This is a genomic window from Paenacidovorax caeni (assembly GCF_001298675.1).
In the GTDB taxonomy this organism is placed as follows: domain Bacteria; phylum Pseudomonadota; class Gammaproteobacteria; order Burkholderiales; family Burkholderiaceae_C; genus Paenacidovorax; species Paenacidovorax caeni.
Window position 1 is genome coordinate 81896 of sequence record NZ_CYIG01000030.1, and the last position, 19468, is coordinate 101363.

The 19468-nt window shown below is 68.6% G+C and carries 17 protein-coding genes; 13 read left to right on the forward strand and 4 right to left on the reverse strand.

Annotated features, from left to right (window positions below; all coding sequences use genetic code 11):
- The 9 genes from BN2503_RS12745 (at nt 1) to BN2503_RS12785 (ending at nt 8976) form a co-directional block, all read left to right on the forward strand.
- A complete protein-coding gene (locus BN2503_RS12745; RefSeq protein WP_054257035.1) occupies nt 1-414 on the forward strand; it encodes a prepilin-type N-terminal cleavage/methylation domain-containing protein in 414 nt (137 codons plus the stop codon).
- Nucleotides 411-770, forward strand: coding sequence for a type II secretion system minor pseudopilin GspI (gspI, locus tag BN2503_RS12750; protein ID WP_054257036.1), 360 nt, complete (start codon nt 411-413; stop codon nt 768-770). The genes BN2503_RS12745 and gspI overlap by 4 nt, the downstream gene beginning before the upstream one ends.
- Before the next feature lie 162 nt (nt 771-932).
- Nucleotides 933-1598, forward strand: a complete 666-nt coding sequence (locus BN2503_RS12755; RefSeq protein WP_054257037.1) for a PulJ/GspJ family protein — start codon at nt 933-935, stop codon at nt 1596-1598.
- Entirely contained in the window at nt 1595-2590 is a 996-nt protein-coding gene (gene gspK, locus BN2503_RS12760; protein ID WP_054257038.1) for a type II secretion system minor pseudopilin GspK, read from the forward strand. Before BN2503_RS12755 ends, gspK begins: the two co-directional genes overlap by 4 nt.
- A 19-nt stretch (nt 2591-2609) precedes the next feature.
- A complete protein-coding gene (gene gspL, locus BN2503_RS12765; RefSeq protein ID WP_054257039.1) occupies nt 2610-3845 on the forward strand; it encodes a type II secretion system protein GspL in 1236 nt (411 codons plus the stop codon).
- Nucleotides 3842-4390: a type II secretion system protein M gene (locus BN2503_RS12770; protein WP_054257040.1), complete on the forward strand. Its 549-nt coding sequence runs from the start codon at nt 3842-3844 to the stop codon at nt 4388-4390. Before gspL ends, BN2503_RS12770 begins: the two co-directional genes overlap by 4 nt.
- Nucleotides 4391-4449: 59 nt before the next feature.
- Nucleotides 4450-5193 carry a type II secretion system protein N gene (gspN, locus tag BN2503_RS12775; protein ID WP_082366592.1) on the forward strand — a complete coding sequence of 248 codons (744 nt, stop codon included), beginning with the start codon at nt 4450-4452 and terminating at the stop codon, nt 5191-5193.
- 6 nt (nt 5194-5199) lie between these two features.
- Complete coding sequence (gene gspD, locus BN2503_RS12780; RefSeq protein WP_054257042.1) at nt 5200-7569, forward strand: type II secretion system secretin GspD; 2370 nt, start codon at nt 5200-5202, stop codon at nt 7567-7569.
- A gap of 9 nt (nt 7570-7578) precedes the next feature.
- Nucleotides 7579-8976, forward strand: coding sequence for a GspE/PulE family protein (locus BN2503_RS12785; RefSeq protein WP_054257043.1), 1398 nt, complete (start codon nt 7579-7581; stop codon nt 8974-8976).
- Here the strand turns inward: BN2503_RS12785 and BN2503_RS12790 are convergent.
- On the reverse strand, nt 8963-9481 hold the full coding sequence (locus BN2503_RS12790; RefSeq protein ID WP_054257066.1) for a CZB domain-containing protein: 519 nt from the start codon (nt 9479-9481) through the stop codon (nt 8963-8965). The two genes, BN2503_RS12785 and BN2503_RS12790, sit on opposite strands and share 14 nt — an antisense overlap.
- Nucleotides 9482-9671: 190 nt before the next feature.
- On the opposite strand from BN2503_RS12790, the gene BN2503_RS12795 reads away from it, so the two are divergent.
- The 3 genes from BN2503_RS12795 (at nt 9672) to BN2503_RS12805 (ending at nt 13352) form a co-directional block, all read left to right on the forward strand.
- Entirely contained in the window at nt 9672-10670 is a 999-nt protein-coding gene (locus BN2503_RS12795; protein WP_054257044.1) for an LLM class flavin-dependent oxidoreductase, read from the forward strand.
- Nucleotides 10671-10726: 56 nt separating this feature from the next.
- Entirely contained in the window at nt 10727-11953 is a 1227-nt protein-coding gene (gspF, locus tag BN2503_RS12800; RefSeq protein WP_054257045.1) for a type II secretion system inner membrane protein GspF, read from the forward strand.
- Nucleotides 11954-12149: 196 nt separating this feature from the next.
- Nucleotides 12150-13352 carry an ammonium transporter gene (locus BN2503_RS12805; protein WP_054257046.1) on the forward strand — a complete coding sequence of 401 codons (1203 nt, stop codon included), beginning with the start codon at nt 12150-12152 and terminating at the stop codon, nt 13350-13352.
- A gap of 91 nt (nt 13353-13443) precedes the next feature.
- On the opposite strand, the gene BN2503_RS12810 is transcribed toward BN2503_RS12805, so the two are convergent.
- The 3 genes from BN2503_RS12810 to BN2503_RS12820 all read right to left on the reverse strand — a co-directional run bounded on the left by BN2503_RS12810 (nt 13444) and on the right by BN2503_RS12820 (nt 17104).
- Entirely contained in the window at nt 13444-13887 is a 444-nt protein-coding gene (locus BN2503_RS12810; RefSeq protein ID WP_054257047.1) for a hypothetical protein, read from the reverse strand.
- A 413-nt stretch (nt 13888-14300) separates the two neighbouring features.
- Nucleotides 14301-14777: a cyanophycin metabolism-associated DUF1854 family protein gene (locus BN2503_RS12815; protein WP_054257048.1), complete on the reverse strand. Its 477-nt coding sequence runs from the start codon at nt 14775-14777 to the stop codon at nt 14301-14303.
- Nucleotides 14778-14785: 8 nt separating this feature from the next.
- Nucleotides 14786-17104 (reverse strand): cyanophycin metabolism-associated ABC transporter, encoded by a 2319-nt coding sequence (locus BN2503_RS12820; protein ID WP_054257049.1) that lies wholly within the window; start codon nt 17102-17104, stop codon nt 14786-14788.
- 146 nt (nt 17105-17250) lie between these two features.
- Here BN2503_RS12820 and BN2503_RS12825 point away from each other — a divergent pair, with 146 nt between their 5' ends.
- Complete coding sequence (locus tag BN2503_RS12825) at nt 17251-19416, forward strand: cyanophycin synthetase (protein WP_054257050.1); 2166 nt, start codon at nt 17251-17253, stop codon at nt 19414-19416.
- Nucleotides 19417-19468: the final 52 nt, after the last annotated feature.

Sequence of the window (19468 nt, forward strand, 5' to 3'; positions counted from 1 at the left end):
ATGCGGGGCTTCACGCTGCTGGAGCTGCTCGTGGTGCTCAGCATCATCGCCCTGGCCACGGCGGGCGTCGGTCTGGCGCTGCGCGACAGTGGCGCCAGCCGCCTGGAGCGCGAGGGCGAGCGCCTGGCCGCCCTGCTGGAAGCGGCCCGCGCCCACTCGCGCGCCAGCGGCATACCCGTGCGCTGGCGCGTGCAGGCGCAGGGCTTTCGCTTTGAAGGGCTGCAGCCCGGCCAGCTGCCGCAGGACTGGCTCGACCCCGCGGCGCAAACGCTGGGCACGCCGGTGCTGGTGCTCGGGCCCGAGCCGCTGATTGCTCCACAGCAGGTGGTGCTCACTCTGGCCGATCTGCCAGGGCGGCAGCTGCGCGTGGCCACCGACGGGCTGCGCCCCTTCACCGCCGAGGCGCTGCAATGACCGTGCGCCGCCCCCACGGCTTCACGCTCATCGAGGTCATGGTGGCCCTGGCCATCACGGCCATCGCCCTCATGGCCGGACTGCAGGCCACGGGCGCCCTGACGCGCAACGCCACGCGCCAGAGCGACGTGCTGCTGGCCCAGCTGTGCGCCGATAACGCGCTGGCGCAACTGCGTCTGCTGCGCCAGCTGCCCGCCATCGGCGATACCGCGCAGACCTGCACGCAGGCCGGGCAGGCGTTCGCGCTGGAGATCCACGTGCGGCCCACGCCCAATCCGCTGTTTCGGCGCGTCGATGCCCAGGTGTTCGCCGAAGGCTACCCGGTGCTGCGCATCTCCACCATCCAGGGCCGCTGAATGGAGTACACCCCCCTGAGCGGCTGCGCCGCTTCCTCCCGCTCTCGCGCTTCGCGCGGGCAGGGGAACGACGCCAGCGCGGCGGGGCGGCCCTTGCGCGGCGTCCGCTGGACTGGGGCGCGCCAGTTTCACAGGCCGTGGCGCGCGCCGCGGGTGCGTGTGATGAAAACCCACCGTGGCTTCACGCTCATCGAACTGCTTGTGGCGATTGCCGTAATGGCGCTGATCGCCATCCTGAGCTGGCGCGGCCTCGACGGCATGGTGCGCGCACAGGAGCAGACCCGCGCGCGCGCCGAAGCCCATCTGGTGCTGCAAACCACCCTGGCGCAATGGGACGCCGACCTGGACGCCCTGCAGCCGCTGCTGCACACCACCCCCATCGACTGGGACGGCCAGGTGCTACGGATGACGCGCCGCGCCAGCCTCTGGCCCGACCCGGGCGCCCTGGTGGTGGCCTGGACGCGGCGCAACGTCGACGGCACCGACCTGTGGCTGCGCTGGCAATCGCCCCCGCTGCGCACCCTGGCGCAGTGGCAGCAGGCCTGGCAGACCGCCTCCCAATGGGCGCGCAACCCCGGCGACGCCGAGCGCCGCGGCGAAGTGGCGCTGCTGCCGCTGGCGCAATGGCGCCTGCTGTTCTACCGCGACGGCGCCTGGACCAACCCCCAGTCCAGCAGCGGCCAGGACAAGGCCAGCACGGCCAGCGACCCTGGCGCAGCGCTGCCTGAGGGCATCCGCCTCGAAATCACGCTGCCCCCGGGGGCCGGCGTGGCCGGTCCGCTGGCGCGCGACTGGGTCAACCCCGTGGTAAGGGACCGGCAACCATGACCGCGCTGCGCCAACGTGGTGCCGCGCTGCTCGCGGCCATGCTCACCGTCACCCTGGTGGCGGGGTTCGCCGCCGCCGCGCTGTGGCAGCAGTGGCGCGCCGTCGAGGTCGAAAGTGCCGAGCGCACGCGCGTGCAATCGGGCTGGCTGCTGCTGGGTGCGCTTGACTGGTCGCGTCTCATCCTGGTGGAAGACGGACGCGGCAGCAGCGCCGACCACCTGGCAGAGCCCTGGGCCGTGCCGCTGGAGGAAGCGCGCCTGTCCACTTTCCTGGCCGCCGACAAGAACGTGGCGCAGTTCGACGACGCCAGCGTGGACACCACCAACGCCTTCCTCTCGGGCCAGATCACCGACATGCAGGCACGCCTGAACCTGCGCAACCTGCTGGGCGATGACACCCAGGGCAAGGCGGCGCAACGCCAGCTCGCCCGCCTGTTCGAGCGCCTGGGCCTGCCCGCGCAAGAACTGAGCCTGCTGGTGGATGGCTTGCGCAGCGCATACAAAGGCACGGGCAACAACGCCCCGCTGCTGCCCCCCACGCCCGAACAGCTCGGCTGGCTCGGCCTCTCGCCCCTAACCGTCGCCCGGCTGGCGCCGCATGTCGCCCTGCTGCCCACGGCCACGCCGGTGAACGCCAACACCGCCAGCGCCGACGTGCTGTGGGCCGCCATCGAAGGGCTGGACCAGGCCGGCGCGCTGCGCCTGGTGCAGGCACGCGAGTCGCGCTACTTCCGCACCGTGGAAGACGTCAAACAGGCGCTCGGGGCCAACTGGGAGTTCCGGGACAACAACGCCATCGACACCAGAACCAGCTTCTTCGAGGTGCGCGGGCGCCTGCGCCTGGACAACACCACCGTGGAAGAGCGTTCGCTGGTGCAGCGCCGCAACGGCCAGGTCTTCGTGCTGTGGCGCCAGCGCAGCGCGCTGCCGCCCGCCACGCCCGGCAGTGCCCTGGGCATGGCCCAGGCTGCCACTGTCAAGGTGCTCCCCTAGAATCGCCCGCACACCGCCCATGAGCACCCTCCTCCTGATCCTGCCCCCCACGCCGCCGGGGCCCCATACCTCCTTTGGCTACCTGGTCAGCCCCGACGGCCACCAGATCGAGCGCCAGGGCAACGCCGCGCCCGCGTTGCTGCCCACGCCCGGGCGCGCGGGCGAAACCGTGGCCGTGGTGCCCGTGCAGGCGCTGTCGTGGCAGCGCGTCACGCTGCCGCAAAACCTGCCCCTGGGGAACACCCCACGCCTGCGTGCCGTCCTCGAAGGCCTGCTGGAAGACCGCCTGCTGGATGACCCGGCGCAGTTGCACTTCGCGCTGCAGCCCGGCGCCCGCGCTGGCGAGGCTGCCTGGGTTGCCGTGTGCGACCGTGCCTGGCTGCAGCAACACCTGCAGTTGCTGGAGGCCGCGGGCCGCCCGGTCGCGCGCGTGGTGCCCGAATTCGCACCGCTCGCGGACAGCACCACCTACTGCGCATTGGGCACGCCCGATGCCGCCTGGCTGCTGACGACCAACTTTGGCGCCGGGCAGGGCGTGGCGCTGCTGCCGCTGGCGGCCGCGCCTGCACTGCTCCCGCCCACGGCGGCGGACGAAGAGCCGCCCCCCGTGCTGGCCGACCCCGCCGTAGCGGCGCTGGCCGAACAGACGCTGGGCCGCACCGTGGCCCTGGCCACCGCGGGCGAGCGTGCGCTGCGCGCTGCACGCGGCACCTGGGATCTGGCGCAGCTCGACCTGGCCAGCCGGGGACGCGCACGGCTGATGCGCAAATCGGGCAGCCTGGCAGGCGCCTTGCTGCGCGCACCGCAGTGGCGCGCCGCGCGCTGGGCCGTGGGCCTGCTGGCGGCAGTGCACCTGGTGGGGCTGAACGCCTGGGCCTGGCAAGAGCGCCAGTCCCTGGCGGCCAAACAGGCCAGCGTGCGCGGCGTACTCACGCAGACCTTCCCCCAGGTCAAAGTGGTGGTGGATGCCCCGGTGCAAATGGAACGCGAACTGGCCGCGCTGCGCCAGAGCGCCGGCAGCCTCGGGCCTGGCGACCTGGAGCCCATGATGGCCGCCACCGGCCAGGCACTGCAGGCGGCCCTGCCGGGCGTACGCCCGCAGGCCCTGGAATACGCCAATAACGAATTGCGCCTGCGCGGTATCGACCCCGCGGACGACGCCCTGGCCACCCTGCAAGAGCGCCTGGCCACGGCGGGCTACCGGGCACAGGCCGATGACAGCGCCCTTGTGGTGCGTGTGGAGGACGGACAATGAGCACCGATACCCTGGCCCCGCTGCAGGTGCGCTGGAAAGCGCTGGCAGCGCGCGAGCAGAACCTGGTGCTGGCGGCCGGCGCACTGCTGGCCATCGCGCTGCTGTGGTGGCTGGCACTGGCACCGGCGCTGCAGACCCTGCGCAGCGCCCCGGCGCGCCACGCCGCGCTCGACGCCCAGCTGCAGCGCCTGCAGGCGCTGCAGGCCGAAGCCCAACAGCTGCGCGACGCGCCCCCGATGCGCCCGGCCGATGCGCGCCGCAGCCTGCAAAACACGCTGGCGCAGCAGCTCGGCGACACGGCACAAATTCAGTTCACCGGCGACCGCGCCACCGTCACACTGAAGGGCGCCAGCGCCTCGGTGCTGGCGCAGTGGCTGGCACAGGCCCGCAGCAATGCCCACGCCGCGCCACTTGAAGCCCGCCTGGCACAAAGCGCCGACGCTGCCCGCGCAGCGCCGGCGGGCGAGGCGCGCTGGAATGGCACGCTGGTGCTGTCGCTGCCAGCCCCTGCCGACAAACCTTCTGACCAGGGCCGCGCGCCGTGATCGCACGCACCGCCCCCCGCCCGCGCCCCCAGGCGCCGCGCTCGCCGCGCGGCTGGGCCATGGCGGGCGCACTGCTGGGCGCGCTGGGTGCACTCGTGGCCTTTGCCCCGGCGCAATGGCTCGCATCTGGCCTGGCACGTGCCAGCGGTGGGCAGGTACTGCTGGCACAGGCTCGCGGCACAGTGTGGACCGGCTCGGCCCAGCTCGTACTCACAGGCGGCGCGCAAAGCCAGGATCGCATCGCCCTGCCCGGGCGGCTGCAATGGCGCCTGCGCCCCGCGGGCGCGGGTCTGGGGGTGGCCCTGCAGGCCGACTGCTGCACGCGCACACCGCTGCAGCTGACCATCGCCCCACGCTGGGGCGGTGCCACGGTGGCCGTGGCCGACAGCCAGAGCCAATGGCCGGCCAGCGTGCTCACCGGCCTGGGTACGCCCTGGAACACCCTGCAGCCCCAAGGGCGCCTGGCCCTGCACACGCAGGCCCTGGCGCTGCAGTGGGCCGCAGGACGCCTGCAAATGACCGGGCAGGCACAACTCGACATGCTGGCCATGTCCTCGCGCCTGTCCACGCTGCGCCCCATGGGCAGCTACCGGCTGCAACTCACGGGCGGCGCCGCGCCCACGCTCACGCTGCAAACCCTCGAAGGGTTGCTGCTGCTCAGTGGCAGCGGCCAGTGGGTGGGCCAGCGCCTGCGCTTCACGGGCGAGGCCAGCGCCGCACCCGACCACGAGGCGCAGCTGTCCAACCTGCTCAACATCATCGGACGGCGCGCGGGATCGCGCTCCGTCATCTCCCTGGGTTGATTCCACATGTTCTCCAAGACCCCGCGCATTCTCCGATTCGCTCTGCATTCGATAGCTGCTGGCGCTTTACTGGCAAGCGCTAGCGGCCAAATTCATGCACAACCCGCGAAGAAGGCCAAGAAAGCCGCCACCGCGCCGGCCACAGCCACCGCCGAGCCGGTGACCCTGAACTTCGCCAACGCCGAGATCGAGGCCGTGGCGCGCACCATGGCCACCATCACCGGGCGCAACGTGGTGGTGGACCCGCGCGTCAAGGGCCAGATCAACCTGGTGGCCGAGCGCCCCGTGCCGCCGGCTGTGGCGTTCGACCAGTTCCTGGCGGCGCTGCGCCTGCAGGGCTTCACCGTGGTCGAGGCGGCCGGGCTGTACAAGGTCGTCCCCGAAGCCGATGCCAAGCTGCAGGCGGCCAGCGTGGGCGTGTCGCAGGGCGGCACGGGCACCACGCTGCAGGGCGGGCAGATCGCCACGCAGATCTTCAAGCTCAACTTCGAGAACGCCAACAACCTGGTGCCGGTGCTGCGCCCGCTCATCAGCCCGAACAACACCATCAACGTCAACCCGGGCAACAACTCGCTGGTCATCACCGACTACGCCGACAACCTGCAGCGCATCGCCCGCATCGTCGCGGCCATGGACGTGGCCAACGCGACCGACGTGGAAATCATCCCGCTGCACCACGCCGTGGCCAGTGACCTGCTGCCGCTGCTCACGCGCCTGGTGGAGGGCGGCACCGCCACGGCCGGGGGCACTGGCAGCGCTGCTGTACCAGGCCAGAGCGACACCTCGTTCAAGACCACGCTGCTGGCCGAACCGCGCAGCAACGCCATCGTGGTGCGCGCCGCCAACCCGGCGCGCGTGGCGCAGATCCGCTCGCTGGTGGCCCGGCTCGACCAGCCTGCCGCGCCCGGCAGCAGCGCGGCCACCGGCAACATCCACGTGGTGTACCTGAAGAACGCCGACGCGGTGAAGCTGGCCGTGACCTTGCGCGCCGCCGTGGGCGCCATGGGCGGCGGCAACGTGGGGGGCGGCGGCGCCAGCAGTGCCAGCGGCCTGGCCTCGGCGCTGCAGACCAGCACCCCTGCGAGCCAGGGAATGGGGCTCTCGAACAGCGGCAGCGCGCTCGGCGGCAGCAGTTCGGCAGGGCTGGGCAGCGGTGCCACGGTGACCAGCGCCAACGCCAGCAACCAACCGTCCACCGGTGGCTTCATCCAGGCCGACCCATCGACGAACTCGCTCATCATCACCGCGCCCGATCCGCTGTACCGCCAGCTGCGCGCCGTGATCGACAAGCTGGACGGCCGCCGTGCGCAGGTGCTGGTGGAAAGCATGATCGTCGAGGTCAAGTCAAACAAGCTGGCGCAGTTCGGCGTGCAATGGCAGGGCGCCTTCGGCAGCAAGAATGACGGTGTGCTCGGTGCCATCGGCACCAACTCCGGCGCAGCCGGAGGCAACATCATTACCCTGACGGGGGCCCTGGCCGGCGTGGCCACCGGCACCGGCACTGGCACCACCGCCACCAACCCGCTGAGCACCATCGGCGGCGGCCTGAACATCGGGCTGGCGCCGCGCATCAACGGCCAGTACTACCTGGGCGCACTGGCCAACTTCCTGCAAAACAGCGGCGAGGCCAACGTGCTCTCGACCCCCAACCTGCTGACCCTGGACAACGAGGAAGCAAAGATCCTCATCGGCAGCAACGTGCCCTTCCTGAGCGGCTCGTACGCCAATGCCACCAGCACCAGCGGCACGGTGAACCCGTTCAATACCGTTGAGCGCAAGGACGTGGGCCTGGTGCTCAAGGTGCGCCCGCAGATCAATGAGAACGGCACCGTCAAGCTCGCCGTGTACCAGGAGGTATCGAAAATCGACGACTCCACACGCAACGATCCCAACGGCGCGACCACCAGCAAGCGCTCCATCGAGTCGAACGTGCTGGTCGAGGACGGCGGCATCATCGTCATCGGCGGTCTGCTGGAAGACGACTATTCCCAGGGCGAGGACAAGGTGCCGGTGATGGGAGACATCCCCGTGTTTGGCAACCTGTTCCGCAGTGAGAACCGCAAGCGCACCAAAACCAACCTGATGGTGTTCCTGCGCCCCATCGTCGTGCGTGACACGCAGGTCAGCGACGCTCTCATGCTGGACCGCTACGAGGCCATCCGTGCGCTGCAGCAAAACACGCAGCCGGAAGACCGCGTGATGCTGCGCGGCGTCTCCGAAGCCCCGGTGCTGCCCGCCATACGCGGCGACGCTGGCGCACAGCCCCGGATGCTGACCTCGCAGCCCCAAGCAGGCACCGCGCCGGCGCTCGCCCCCGCGCCTGCCCCAGCAGCACCCTTCACTACGGACGTGCAGGCACCACTGCCCCCGAACTAAGCCCCGCCCATGCGCTACCCCCTGCCCTATGCCTTCGCGCGCGGCGCGCAACTGCTGCTGGAGGACGATGGCCAGCAGCTTCTGCTCTGGCACGGCACGCAGCCCGGCACAGAGTCGCTGCAGGCGCTCTCCGAGGTGCTGCGCAAGTACCCGGTGCACCAGTTCCAGGCGCTGGACGCGCCCTCACTGGCGCAGCGCATCAGCGCGGCCTATGCGCAGGGCGAGTCGAGCGCGGCCATGGTGGTGAGCGAGGTCGAGAGCGACGCCGACCTCTCGCGCATGATGCAGGAGCTCCCTGCCGTGGAGGATCTGCTGGAAACCGCGGACGACGCACCCATCATCCGCATGCTCAATGCGCTGCTGACCCAGGCAGCGCGCGACGGCGCCAGCGACATCCACATCGAGCCCTACGAACGGCATTCGAGCGTGCGCTTTCGCGTCGATGGCACGCTGCGCGAGGTGGTGCAGCCCAACCGCGCGCTGCACGCGGCGCTGATCTCGCGCCTGAAGATCATGGCCGACCTGGACATCGCCGAAAAGCGCCTGCCGCAGGACGGCCGCATCAGCCTGCGCCTGGGCACACGCGCCATTGATGTGCGCGTCTCCACCCTGCCCAGCGCGCACGGCGAGCGCGCCGTGCTGCGCCTGCTGGACAAGAGCGAGAGCAAGCTCACGCTTGAATCGGTGGGCATGCAGGGCGAGACGCTGGCGCGTTTCGAGCAACTGGTGGTACAGCCGCACGGCATCATCCTGGTGACCGGCCCCACGGGCTCGGGCAAGACCACCACGTTGTACGCTGCGCTGCAGCGCATGGACGCGACCCAGGGCAACATCATGACGGTGGAAGACCCGATTGAGTACGAACTGCCCGGCGTCGGCCAGACGCAGGTGAACGCCAAGATCGACCTGACCTTCGCCAAGGCGCTGCGCGCCATCCTGCGCCAGGACCCGGACGTGATCATGATCGGCGAAATACGCGACTTCGAGACCGCGCAGATCGCCATCCAGGCATCGCTCACTGGCCACCTGGTGCTGGCCACGCTGCACACCAACGACGCCACCAGCGCCATTACGCGCCTGACGGACATGGGCGTAGAGCCGTTTCTGCTGTCCTCATCGCTGCTCGGGGTGCTGGCACAGCGCCTGGTGCGCAAGTACTGCGGCGCGTGCCGTGGCGCAGGCTGCGCGCAGTGCAGCCACACCGGCTATGCCGGGCGCACCGGGGTGTTCGAGCTGCTGGTGGTGGACGACGCCATTCGCGCGCAGATCCACAACCAGGCGCCGGAGGCCGACATTCGCGCCCAGGCCATGGCGGGGGGCATGGCGCTGATGCGCCAGGATGCCGAGCGCCTGATTGCCGCTGGCATCACCAGCCGCGAGGAAGTGCTGCGCGTTACGCGCGATTGAGGGTCGCCGGTCGGCGGCGGCTCGCTGCCAGGCCGCGCTTGAGTTCCTTGAGCAGTAGCAGCACTTGGCGCGAGGCGTGCTGGCAGCCCTTGAAGGCCTGCTCGGCCAGTTGCATCTCGCCCGCCTCGGCATGCAGCAGCATCATGGCCGCCTGCTGATGGAAATAGCGGTTGCGCCGCATCAGCATGTCGAAAGCGGGAAAATGCCCGAGCGCAATGCGGCCATTGCCATGCAGCCACTGGCCAAGTTCGGAGCAGCTGTCGTCACGTACCACCTCGGGACGCAGGCGCTCATCGTGCACACCCTGCAGCGCCTGGGAGAGCCAGGGCAGCCAGCGCTCGTGGCTGGCGATGGCGGAGTCGATGTCGAACTCCGCCATGAGACGCACCGCCTCCTCGTCCATCAGGACGAGTTCGCTGGCCTGGCTGTCGGGCAGCGAGGTCCAATCGTCCGTGACGGGCTGCCCATCGGCCCTGGGCTGGAACAGGCGGCTAAAAAATCCCATGCTTACCTCCATCGGCAACGGTACTGCCACAGCGGAACTGTGGGCAAACGCAGCCTTCATGTGCTTCTTGTGTCGTTGCAACGATTATCTGAAGGCTTCGCCCCTGCATCATTCACGCGCGCTCACGATAGTGTCAACAATGATTTGTCAGGACCCTGCACGGACTTGCCCCTCCGCTCACAATGAACGCATGACCACACCACGCCGTCCCCTCCTGTCCATGCTCGATCTGGTGGCCGTGCGCGAAGGCGGCAGCGTCGCCGACGCGCTCGCCACCGCCCTGGCCACTGCCCGCCACGCCGAAGCACTCGGCTTCACACGCTACTGGCTGGCGGAGCACCACAACATGCCCGGCATCGCCAGCTCTGCCACGGCGGTGCTGGTGGGCCACATCGCCGGAGGCACCTCCACCATCCGCGTCGGTTCGGGCGGCATCATGCTGCCCAACCACGCACCGCTGGTGGTGGCCGAGGCCTTCGGTACGCTGGCCGAGCTGTATCCGGGCCGCATCGACCTGGGCCTGGGCCGCGCACCCGGCACCGACGGGCCAACCATGCGTGCGCTGCGCCGTGACCGCGCAGAGACCGAGGAGGACTTTCCGCGCGACGTGGCTGAACTGCAGCGCCTGCTGGGCCCAGCCCAGCCGGGCGCACGTATCGTGGCCGTGCCCGGCGCGGGCACCAACGTGCCCATCTGGCTGCTGGGCTCCAGCCTGTTCTCAGCCCAGCTGGCCGCGCACATGGGGCTGCCCTATGCGTTCGCCTCGCACTTCGCACCGCGCATGCTGCACCAGGCACTGGACATCTACCGCCGCCTGTTCCAACCCTCGGCACGGCTGGCGCGGCCCTACGCCATCGTCGGCGTGCCCGTGGTCGCAGCGCCCACGGACGAGGAGGCGCAGTTCCTCGCCAGCAGCACCTACCAGCGCGTGCTGGGCATTCTCACGGGCCAGCGCGGGCTGCTGCGCCCACCGGCCGCGGACTACATGGCGCAGCTCCAGCCACACGAGCGCGCGGCCATCACCGACTTCCTCGCGGCCGGTGTGGTCGGCGGCCCGGCCACGGTACGCGCGGGCCTGCAAGCCCTGGCCGACGCCACGCAGGCCGACGAGTTCATGCTGGTGAGCGACGTGTTCGACCCGCAGTTGCGCCTGCGCTCGCTCGACATCACGGCCCAGGCATGGGCGTAAGAACCGCTACCATGGCGGGTTGAATTCCCTGCGGCGGCCGCGCCGCCCCTATCTGCATGCCCGCGTTTTCGTTTGAAGCCCTGGACGCCCAGGGCCAGTCCCGCAAGGGCACCATCGAGGCCGACACAGCCCGCGCCGCCCGCAGCCTGCTGCGCGCCCAGGCGCTGGTGCCGCTGGCGGTGGAGCCCGTGGCCGTCCCGCCTGCGGGCGGCGCATCGGCCTGGGGGCAGCGCCTGTTCACGCGCCCGGTGTTCAATGCCACGGGCCTGGCGGTGTGGACGCGCCAGCTCGCGGGCCTGGTGGCATCGGGCCTGCCGCTGGAGCGTGCGCTCACCGCGCTGGCCGACGAAGCCGAGGACGAGCGCCAGCACCATCTGGTGGCCGCGCTGCGTGCCGAGGTGAACGCCGGCTCCACCTTCGCACGTGCGCTGACGCAGCACCCGCGCGAGTTCTCTGATATCTACTGCGCCGTGATCGGTGCAGGCGAAGCCAGCGGCAGCCTGGGCCTGGTGCTGGAGCGCCTGGCCGACGACCTGGAGGAACGCCAGCAGTTGCGCGCCAAAATTATCGGTGCTGCGCTGTACCCGGCCATTGTCACGGTGGTGGCGGTGGTCATCGTGCTGTTCCTGGTGGGCTACGTGGTGCCGCAGGTGGCCGGCGTGTTCGCAGGTACCAAGCGCGCCCTGCCCTTCCTCACCGTGGCCATGATGGCTGTGAGCGACACCGTGCGCCACTACGGCTGGCTGATGCTCATCGCTCTGGTATTGATAGCTGTTGGCGCACGGCTGGCACTGTCCCAGCCGCATGTACGCCTGAGGTTCGACGCTGCCTGGCTGCGTCTGCCGCTGATCGGGCGCCTGGCGCGCAGCTACAACGCCGCGCGCTTCGCTGGCACCCTGGCCATGCTTGCGGGCGCCGGGGTGCCTATCCTCAAGGCGCTGCAATCTGCCGCGGAGACGCTGAACAACCGCGCGCTGCGCGCCGACGCGCTGGATGCGCTGGTGCTGGTGCGCGAGGGCGCGCCCCTGGCTTCGGCGCTGGCGCAAAAGAAACGCTTTCCCGGCCTGGTCGCCATGTTTGCCCGGCTGGGCGAACAGACGGGCCAGCTGCCCCTGATGCTGCAGCGTGCCGCCAACCAGCTCAGCACCGAAGTGCAGCGTCGCGCCCTGCAGCTGGCCACGCTCCTGGAGCCCCTGCTCATCGTCACCATGGGCTTGGTGGTCATGCTCATCGTGCTGGCAGTGCTGCTGCCCATCATTCAGCTAAACCAGTTGGTGAAGTAAGCACGGCCCGGCGCCCATGCACCAGCATGGCGCGGCAGACACCGCCGGGAGCCCCCCGCGCCGCCCGTGATGCACGGGAAACGGACACCCTAGCGGCCACCCCTCGTCTTTGGCGCATTTTTTGCTTCTATCTGGTGCATCGCCTGTGGCTTGCAATTTCGCACCAAACCAAGGCAAATTCAGTGGGAGCGCTCTTATGGAAGCACTGAAACAGGGCATGGACGCCCTGTTCATTTTGTTAGGGGCCGTAATGGTTCTGGCCATGCATGCGGGCTTTGCCTTCCTGGAACTGGGCACCGTGCGGCGCAAAAACCAGGTCAACGCACTGGTGAAGATCCTGGTCGATTTCTCGGTCTCCACCATCGTGTACTTCACGGTGGGTTACGCCGTAGCCTACGGCACGGGGTTCTTCGTGGGCGCAGGGCAGCTGGCGGCACACAACGGCTATGCGCTGGTCAAGTTCTTCTTTCTGCTGACCTTTGCCGCCGCCATCCCGGCCATCATCTCCGGCGGCATTGCCGAACGGGCCAAGTTCTGGCCCCAGCTGGTGGCCACGGCGGTCATCGTCGGCTTCGTCTATCCGTTCTTCGAGGGCATTGCCTGGAACCAGCACTTTGGTGTGCAGGCCGGCATCCAGGCGCTCACGGGTGCGGAGTTCCACGACTTCGCGGGGAGCGTGGTAGTGCATGCCGTCGGCGGCTGGATCGCCCTGGGTGCCGTGCTGCTGCTGGGCGCGCGCCGCAACCGTTACCGGCAGGGTGGCACCATTTCGGCCCACCCGCCGTCCAGCATCCCCTTCCTGGCGCTGGGCGCCTGGATTCTCACCGTGGGCTGGTTTGGCTTCAACGTGATGAGTGCGCAGACGCTGGACAAGATCTCCGGCCTGGTGGCAGTGAATTCGCTGATGGCCATGGTGGGCGGTACGCTCGCCGCCCTGCTGCTGGGCAAGAACGACCCAGGCTTCGTGCACAACGGCCCGCTGGCCGGTCTGGTGGCGGTGTGCGCAGGTTCAGACCTGATGCATCCGCTGGGGGCACTGGTGGTGGGGGCCGTGGCGGGCGCAATCTTCGTGGCCATGTTCACCCTGACGCAAAACAAGTGGAAGATCGACGACGTGCTGGGCGTGTGGCCGCTGCACGGTCTGTGCGGCGCCTGGGGTGGCGTAGCCGCCGGCATCTTTGGCAGCCAGGCCCTGGGCGGGCTGGGCGGGGTGAGCCTGGGCGCCCAGCTCATAGGCACAGCGATGGGCGTGCTTTGGGCTGCAGCGGGCGGGCTCATGGTCTACGGTGCGCTCAAAGCCACCGTGGGGCTGCGCCTGAGCCAGGAAGAGGAGTTCGACGGCGCGGATTTGTCGATTCACCGCATCAGCGCCACGCCAGAGCGCGAGGCCAACTGGTGAGCCAGACGCAGGCGGTACGAGCGCTCTTTATTCGATAGCTGCTTGCGCTTGCCTGCAAAGGGCTGAGGGCACTTTTAGCCCTCAATCCCTGCTACGGACCACCGGTGCGCTTGACCTTCGGGTCCGAGTAGGTCGGGGACTCTTTCGGAATCTCTTGCGCCATGCGTTCCTGCAGACCATCTTTGGTCACCTTGTCAGCCATGTCGACCGCCATGGTGCTGGCCCGCCACATGGAATGAATGACTTCCAGCAACTGCTTGTACAAAGGCTCCTTCGGCGGCTGGGCCTCTTCCTCGCTCTTGGCGTCTTTCTTTTTCTGGGCCTCGGGAATGGTCCAGTCGCGGTTGGTGTTGTCGGCGTTGGACGGCTTGTCAGGCTCACGCACAATGGCGCCCTCACCCAGACGGTCCATGGACTCGACCGGGTTGGGCGCATTGACGGGTCGCACAGGCACAGCCCCCGAGGCGCCCGTGGAATACAAATCGGCGCCCTGAGGACGCCAATACGGCGATCGGTCTACGGGTGGCAATTGCATGGCAGTGGCCCTTGGTGTTGGTGGGACAGCAGGGTGGCATTCCACCCCTCTCGTATGCCATAACGGCAAAAAGAAGGGGGAATTTAGGCCTTTTTACGCGATCACACGCAAACTGAGGGTTAACCCTGATTTGCCACTACCGACTTAGAGCCTGTTCACGATCTTTTCATAGTGCCCGTTGCCCCGCACAAGTGGCAGATGCAAGGCGCAAAGCGCAGCCGGGCTGGTGGCCCGGTGAGCCTTTGCAACGCCGCAGATGCCACTTGTGCGGGGCAACCCGAAGGGCAAGGCAGCAAAAAGCCGCACTCGGCGTTGCGCACCTTGACCAGGCCGCCAGCATGGCCTGCGGCGCGCGCCTGGATTGCGGCTTTTTGCTGCCTTGCGGGCACTATGAAAAGATCGTGAACAGGCTCTTACAGGAAACGCTCCAGCAACTTGCGTGAATGCTTGTCCAGGGCCGAGACATCGCGCACGCGGTACTGCACGCCGTCGGCACTGGCGATGAGCAGGTGCGTGCGCCCCTGCAGGCGGCGGATATCTTCCTCGGCCTTGAGCTGCAAGCGCGCGGGCCCGCGGTCAGTCAGCAGCTCCCAGGTGCTGGGCACCGAGAAGCTCGACACACCGTGAATCTTCTCGATCACCGGCACGAATTCGCGCACTGCCAGTTCTTCCTCGACCAGGGCGCGGGCCTCGGAGGGCAACTGCGCGAGACGCGGCACCCACAGCAGCTCGTGGCCGTCGCCGCCGACCAGGGACAGCCCCTCGTCTGGCGCCGCGATAGGAAAGGCACGCACCGGCGTCACTTCCTCGGGCTGGGTACTACCCTCCAGTACAAGCTCCAGGCGCCCGTGGGCATTGCGTTGCAAGGTGAATTGGGAAGGAGTATGCATGGCTGCCCTTAAAGTTTGCCTGCCGGGTGGGCGGAATGGGGCGACGGCAGAATGCCGGCCGCCTGTGCGTCTTCCTCGGCGCGCCGGGCCTGGGCCTCGTACAAGCGCCAGTAGGCGCCCTGTTGTGCCATCAATTCATCGTGGGGGCCGACTTCGACGATCTCGCCGCGGTCCATGACCACCAGCCGGTCGGCCTTGCGCAGCGTGGACAGGCGGTGGGCGATGGCGATGGTGGTGCGGCCTTTCACGAGGTTGTCCAGCGCCTTCTGGATTTCCTTCTCCGTCTCGGTATCGACGGCCGAGGTGGCTTCGTCCAGGATCAGGATGCGCGGGTCGATGAGCAGCGCGCGCGCGATGCTGATGCGCTGGCGCTCGCCGCCCGACAGGCCCTGGCCGCGCTCGCCCACCAGCGAGTCGTAGCCGTGCGGCAGACGCAGGATGAATTCGTGCGCGTGCGCAGCACGCGCGGCGGCGACGATTTCCTCGCGCGTGGCGTCGGGCTTGCCGTAGGCGATGTTCTCGGCCACGGTGCCAAAGAACAGGAACGGCTCCTGTAGCACCAGGCCGATGTGGCGCCGGAAGTCGGCCACGGCCATGCGGCGGATGTCCACGCCATCGACCAGGATGGCGCCATCGCTCACGTCGTAGAAGCGGCTGATAAGGTTGACCAACGTGCTTTTGCCCGAGCCGCTGTGGCCCACCAGGCCGATCATCTCGCCGGGGCGAATCTGCAAGGACAGGTTGCGCACCACCGTGCGGCTGCCGTAACGGAAGCCGATGTCGCGCATCTCGATGGCGCCGCGCACGTCATCGACCTTCACCGGATGGGCCGGGTCGGGCACGTTGCTCACGTGGTCCAGGATGTCGAAGATGCGCTTGGCGCCGGCTGCGGCCTTTTGCGTGACCGAGACGATGCGGCTCATGGAGTCGAGCCGTGTGTAAAAGCGCCCGATGTAGGCAATGAAGGCGGCCAGCACACCCACGGTGATCTGGTTGTGCGCCACCAGCCAAATGCCGAAGCCCCACACCACCAGCAGGCCGATTTCCGTCATCAGCGAAACGGTGGGCGAGAACAGGCTCCAGGTTTTGTTCAGGCGGTCGTTCACCTCCAGGTTGTGCTGGTTGGCCGCGCGAAAGCGCTGCGCCTCGCGCTTTTCCTGCGCAAAGGCCTTGACCACGCGGATGCCAGGAATGGTGTCGGCGAGCACGTTGGTCACCTCGCTCCACACGCGGTCGATGCGCTCGAAGCCGGTGCGCAGGCGGTCGCGCACGTTATGGATCAGCCAGGCGATGAACGGCAACGGCACCAACGTCACCAGCGCCAGCCACGGATTGATAGAGAACAGGATCGCCGCGGTCATGCAGATCATGAGCACGTCGGTCGCAAAATCGAGCGCGTTGAGCGAGAGAAAGACGTTGATACGGTCGGTTTCAGAGCCGATGCGCGCCATCAGGTCACCCGTGCGCTTGCTGCCAAAGTAGTCCAGCGACAGGCGCATCAGGTGCTCATAGGTGGTGGTGCGCAGGTCGGCACCAATGCGCTCGGACACCAGCGCCAGAATGTAGGTGCGTGCCCAGCCCAGGCCCCAGGCCAGCAGCGCCGACAGCAGCAGCCCGCCAAGGTACATGGCCACCAGGGAGGCCGAAATCTGCTGGCCGCTCTGGTACGGGATAAGGATGTCGTCCATGAGCGGGATCGTCATGTACGGCGGCACCAGCGAGGCCGCCGTGGAGGCCAGCGTGAGCGCAAAACCCGCTGCCAGCTGCTTCTTGTACGGCCGCGCGAAGCGCCACAGGCGCAGCAGCACCCAGGTGGAGGTGTGCGGCTGCTGCGCGCGGGCGCAGGCCGGGCATTCCTCGCTGTCAGGTGGCAGGGACGCGTGGCAGACGGGGCACAGGGCCTCTTCCTCCGGCGCCACCGGCGCCGCGCTGGCGCTGCCCAGGCGCTCCACGTGCTGCTCGAAGCGCTGCACCAACCGCAGCGCCTGGGCCTGTGCGCCCAGCGTGAAGCGCCACAGCTGCAGGCGCCGGCTGGCGTCGTGCAGCTCCAGCGTGCCAACGCCGCCATGGTCGAGCATGCGCAGCACCATGCCAGGCTGCAGGGGCCAGCTCTGCCATGCCAACGCCCCTGGCGCACGTGCCAGCAAACGCTCCGACGTAAGGGCCACCAGGCCGCTGCCGAACTGCAGCGTGTCGGAGAGGTCAACCGCCAGGGCGGCCTGGACGTTCTCCTGGGTAGCGAGTTGGGCGCGCAATTCGGCGCCCAGCCCGGTTTCCGACAGCCCCTGAAAGACACCCGAGGCGTCCACTGAATGGTGATGTTGCATTGTGTTTGGTATTCGTGTGCGGCAGCAGGCGGGCCTGCTCCCAGCTTAACGCCGCAACCCGCCGACGCGCTGACACGGCGCGCAGCCACCCGGCTGGGCGCACAATGAAGCATTCGAGCCGACCTCTTCCTCAACCGCTTTAATCCATGGCGAAATTCAACGACATCCAACTGCTGCGCACCACCTACCTGCGCGGCCCCAGCGTCTGGACCTACCGTCCCATCCTCGAAGTCTGGCTGGATCTGGGCGAGCTGGAAGACTGGCCCTCGAACAAGCTCCCCGGCTTTAACGAGCGCCTCACCGCCTGGCTGCCCGCGCTGGTCGAGCACCACTGCGGCGTGGGCGAGCGCGGCGGCTTCATCCAGCGCCTGGAAGGCGGTACCTGGATGGGCCATGTGCTGGAGCACGTCATCATCGAGTTGCTGAACCTCGCTGGCATGCCGGCCGAGTTCGGCCAGACACGCGAAATCTCGCAGCGCGGCGTGTACCGCATGGTGTTCCGCTGCCCCGAGGAGGACGTGGCGCGCACCGCGCTGGCCTGGGGCCACAAACTGCTCATGGCCGCCATCAACGACGAGCCGTTTGACCTCAAGCCCGCCATCCAGGCCATCAAAACCAGCATCAACGACCGGTATCTGGGCCCCAGCACGGGCTGCATCGTCGACGCCGCGGGTGAGCGGCGCATTCCGCACATTCGCCTGAACGACGGCAACCTGGTGCAGTTGGGCTACGGCGCAGCGCAGCGCCGCATCTGGACGGCAGAAAGCGACCAGACCAGCGCCATCGCCGAAGGGATTGCACAGGACAAGGACTTCACCAAGCGCCTGCTCGCGGCCTGCGGCGTGCCTGTGCCCGAGGGCCGCGTGGTGGCCAATGCCGAGGAAGCCTGGGAAGTGGCCCAGGACATCGGTGGCCCCGTCACCGTCAAGCCCTCGGACGGCAACCACGCGCGCGGCGTGACGCTGGAGCTCACGGGCGAGGCTGAAATCAAGGCAGCCTTCGCGCTGGCAGAACCCGAGGGCTCGGAGGTCATCGTCGAGAAATTCATCGACGGCGTGGAACACCGCCTGCTGGTGGTGGGCGGCAAGGTGGTGGCCGCCACCAAGGGCGAAACGGTCAGCGTGCACGGCAACGGCAAAGCCACGCTGCGCGAACTGGTGGCGGTGCTGAACCAGGACCCGCGCCGCGGCCCCGAGCAGGAATACCCGCTGGACTGGATCAACCTCGAATCCGGCGCCGTGCAGCTGGAGCTGAAGCGCCAGCACGTCACGCCCGACAGCGTGATCCCGCAGGGCCAGAGCATCTTGCTGCAGCGCAACGGCAACATGGCCATCGACTGCACCGAGGACGTGCACCCCGACGTGGCCTACTACGCCCAGCTGGCGGCCAAGATCGTCGGTCTGGACATCGCCGGGATGGACATGATCCTCCAGGACGTGTCGCGCCCCATGAAGGAGCAAGGCGGCGCCATCCTCGAAGTGAATGCCGGCCCGGGCCTGCTGATGCACCTCAAGCCGACCAGCGGCACGCCGCGCCCGGTGGGCATGGCCATCGTGGACCACCTGTTTCCGCGCACCGAAGAGGGTACCGGCGCGGGCCGCATTCCGCTGGTGGGCATTGTGGGCACGCAGGGCAACGCCTTCATCGCGCGCCTGGTGGGCTGGCTGCTGCAGCTGTCGGGCAAGCTCACGGGCGTGGCCAGCAGCGAGGGTATGTTCCTGGCCAACCGCCAGACACAAAAGACCAACGCCGCCCACTGGGCCGGCGCGCACCGCCTGCTGACCAACCGCCTGGCGCAGGCCGCCGTGGTGCAGACCACGGCACGCTCCATCCTGGAGGAAGGCCTGGCCTACGACCGCTGCCTGGTCGGCGTCGTGACCGACATGCAGGGCTGGGAAGACCTGGCCGACCACGACGTGCGTGAAGCCAAGCAAATGACGCGCGTGCTGCGCACCCAGATCGACGTGGTGCTGGACGAAGGCGCGGGTGTACTCAACGCCGACGACGCCCAGGTGGCCGACCTGGCGCGCCTGTGCGACGGCGAGGTGCTGTTCTACAGCCTGGCCGGCGACAACCCGTTCGTGGCCGCGCACCGCGCCGAAAAGGATGGCCGCGCCGTGTTTGTGCGCGACGGCCAGGTGGTGCTGGCCACCGGCGCCAAGGAACGCGTGCTGGGCCGCCTGTCCAGCCTGAGCCTGGCGGGCGGCACGCAGCCGGACACGGCGGCACTGCTGGCCGCCATCGCCGCGGCCTGGGCCATGGACATTACGCCCGACCTCATTGCCGCGGGCATCAAGACCTTCGAGTATTGAAATGAAGCCCCCCCTGAGTCGCCTGCGGCGCCTTCCCCCTCTCTCTGCGCGC

Bases quoted from the DNA above. Each gene is read 5' to 3' on its own strand.
- BN2503_RS12785 (WP_054257043.1), top strand. From the start codon at position 7,579: ATGCGCTACCCCCTGCCCTATGCCTTCGCGCGCGGCGCGCAACTGCTG.
- BN2503_RS12755 (WP_054257037.1), top strand. From the start codon at position 933: ATGAAAACCCACCGTGGCTTCACGCTCATCGAACTGCTTGTGGCGATT.
- gspN (WP_082366592.1), top strand. From the start codon at position 4,450: ATGGCGGGCGCACTGCTGGGCGCGCTGGGTGCACTCGTGGCCTTTGCC.
- gspL (WP_054257039.1), top strand. From the start codon at position 2,610: ATGAGCACCCTCCTCCTGATCCTGCCCCCCACGCCGCCGGGGCCCCAT.
- gspD (WP_054257042.1), top strand. From the start codon at position 5,200: ATGTTCTCCAAGACCCCGCGCATTCTCCGATTCGCTCTGCATTCGATA.
- BN2503_RS12745 (WP_054257035.1), top strand. From the start codon at position 1: ATGCGGGGCTTCACGCTGCTGGAGCTGCTCGTGGTGCTCAGCATCATC.
- BN2503_RS12815 (WP_054257048.1), bottom strand. From the start codon at position 14,777: ATGCATACTCCTTCCCAATTCACCTTGCAACGCAATGCCCACGGGCGC.
- BN2503_RS12770 (WP_054257040.1), top strand. From the start codon at position 3,842: ATGAGCACCGATACCCTGGCCCCGCTGCAGGTGCGCTGGAAAGCGCTG.
- gspI (WP_054257036.1), top strand. From the start codon at position 411: ATGACCGTGCGCCGCCCCCACGGCTTCACGCTCATCGAGGTCATGGTG.
- gspF (WP_054257045.1), top strand. From the start codon at position 10,727: ATGCCCGCGTTTTCGTTTGAAGCCCTGGACGCCCAGGGCCAGTCCCGC.
- gspK (WP_054257038.1), top strand. From the start codon at position 1,595: ATGACCGCGCTGCGCCAACGTGGTGCCGCGCTGCTCGCGGCCATGCTC.
- BN2503_RS12810 (WP_054257047.1), bottom strand. From the start codon at position 13,887: ATGCAATTGCCACCCGTAGACCGATCGCCGTATTGGCGTCCTCAGGGC.
- BN2503_RS12790 (WP_054257066.1), bottom strand. From the start codon at position 9,481: ATGGGATTTTTTAGCCGCCTGTTCCAGCCCAGGGCCGATGGGCAGCCC.
- BN2503_RS12825 (WP_054257050.1), top strand. From the start codon at position 17,251: ATGGCGAAATTCAACGACATCCAACTGCTGCGCACCACCTACCTGCGC.
- BN2503_RS12795 (WP_054257044.1), top strand. From the start codon at position 9,672: ATGACCACACCACGCCGTCCCCTCCTGTCCATGCTCGATCTGGTGGCC.
- BN2503_RS12805 (WP_054257046.1), top strand. From the start codon at position 12,150: ATGGAAGCACTGAAACAGGGCATGGACGCCCTGTTCATTTTGTTAGGG.
- BN2503_RS12820 (WP_054257049.1), bottom strand. From the start codon at position 17,104: ATGCAACATCACCATTCAGTGGACGCCTCGGGTGTCTTTCAGGGGCTG.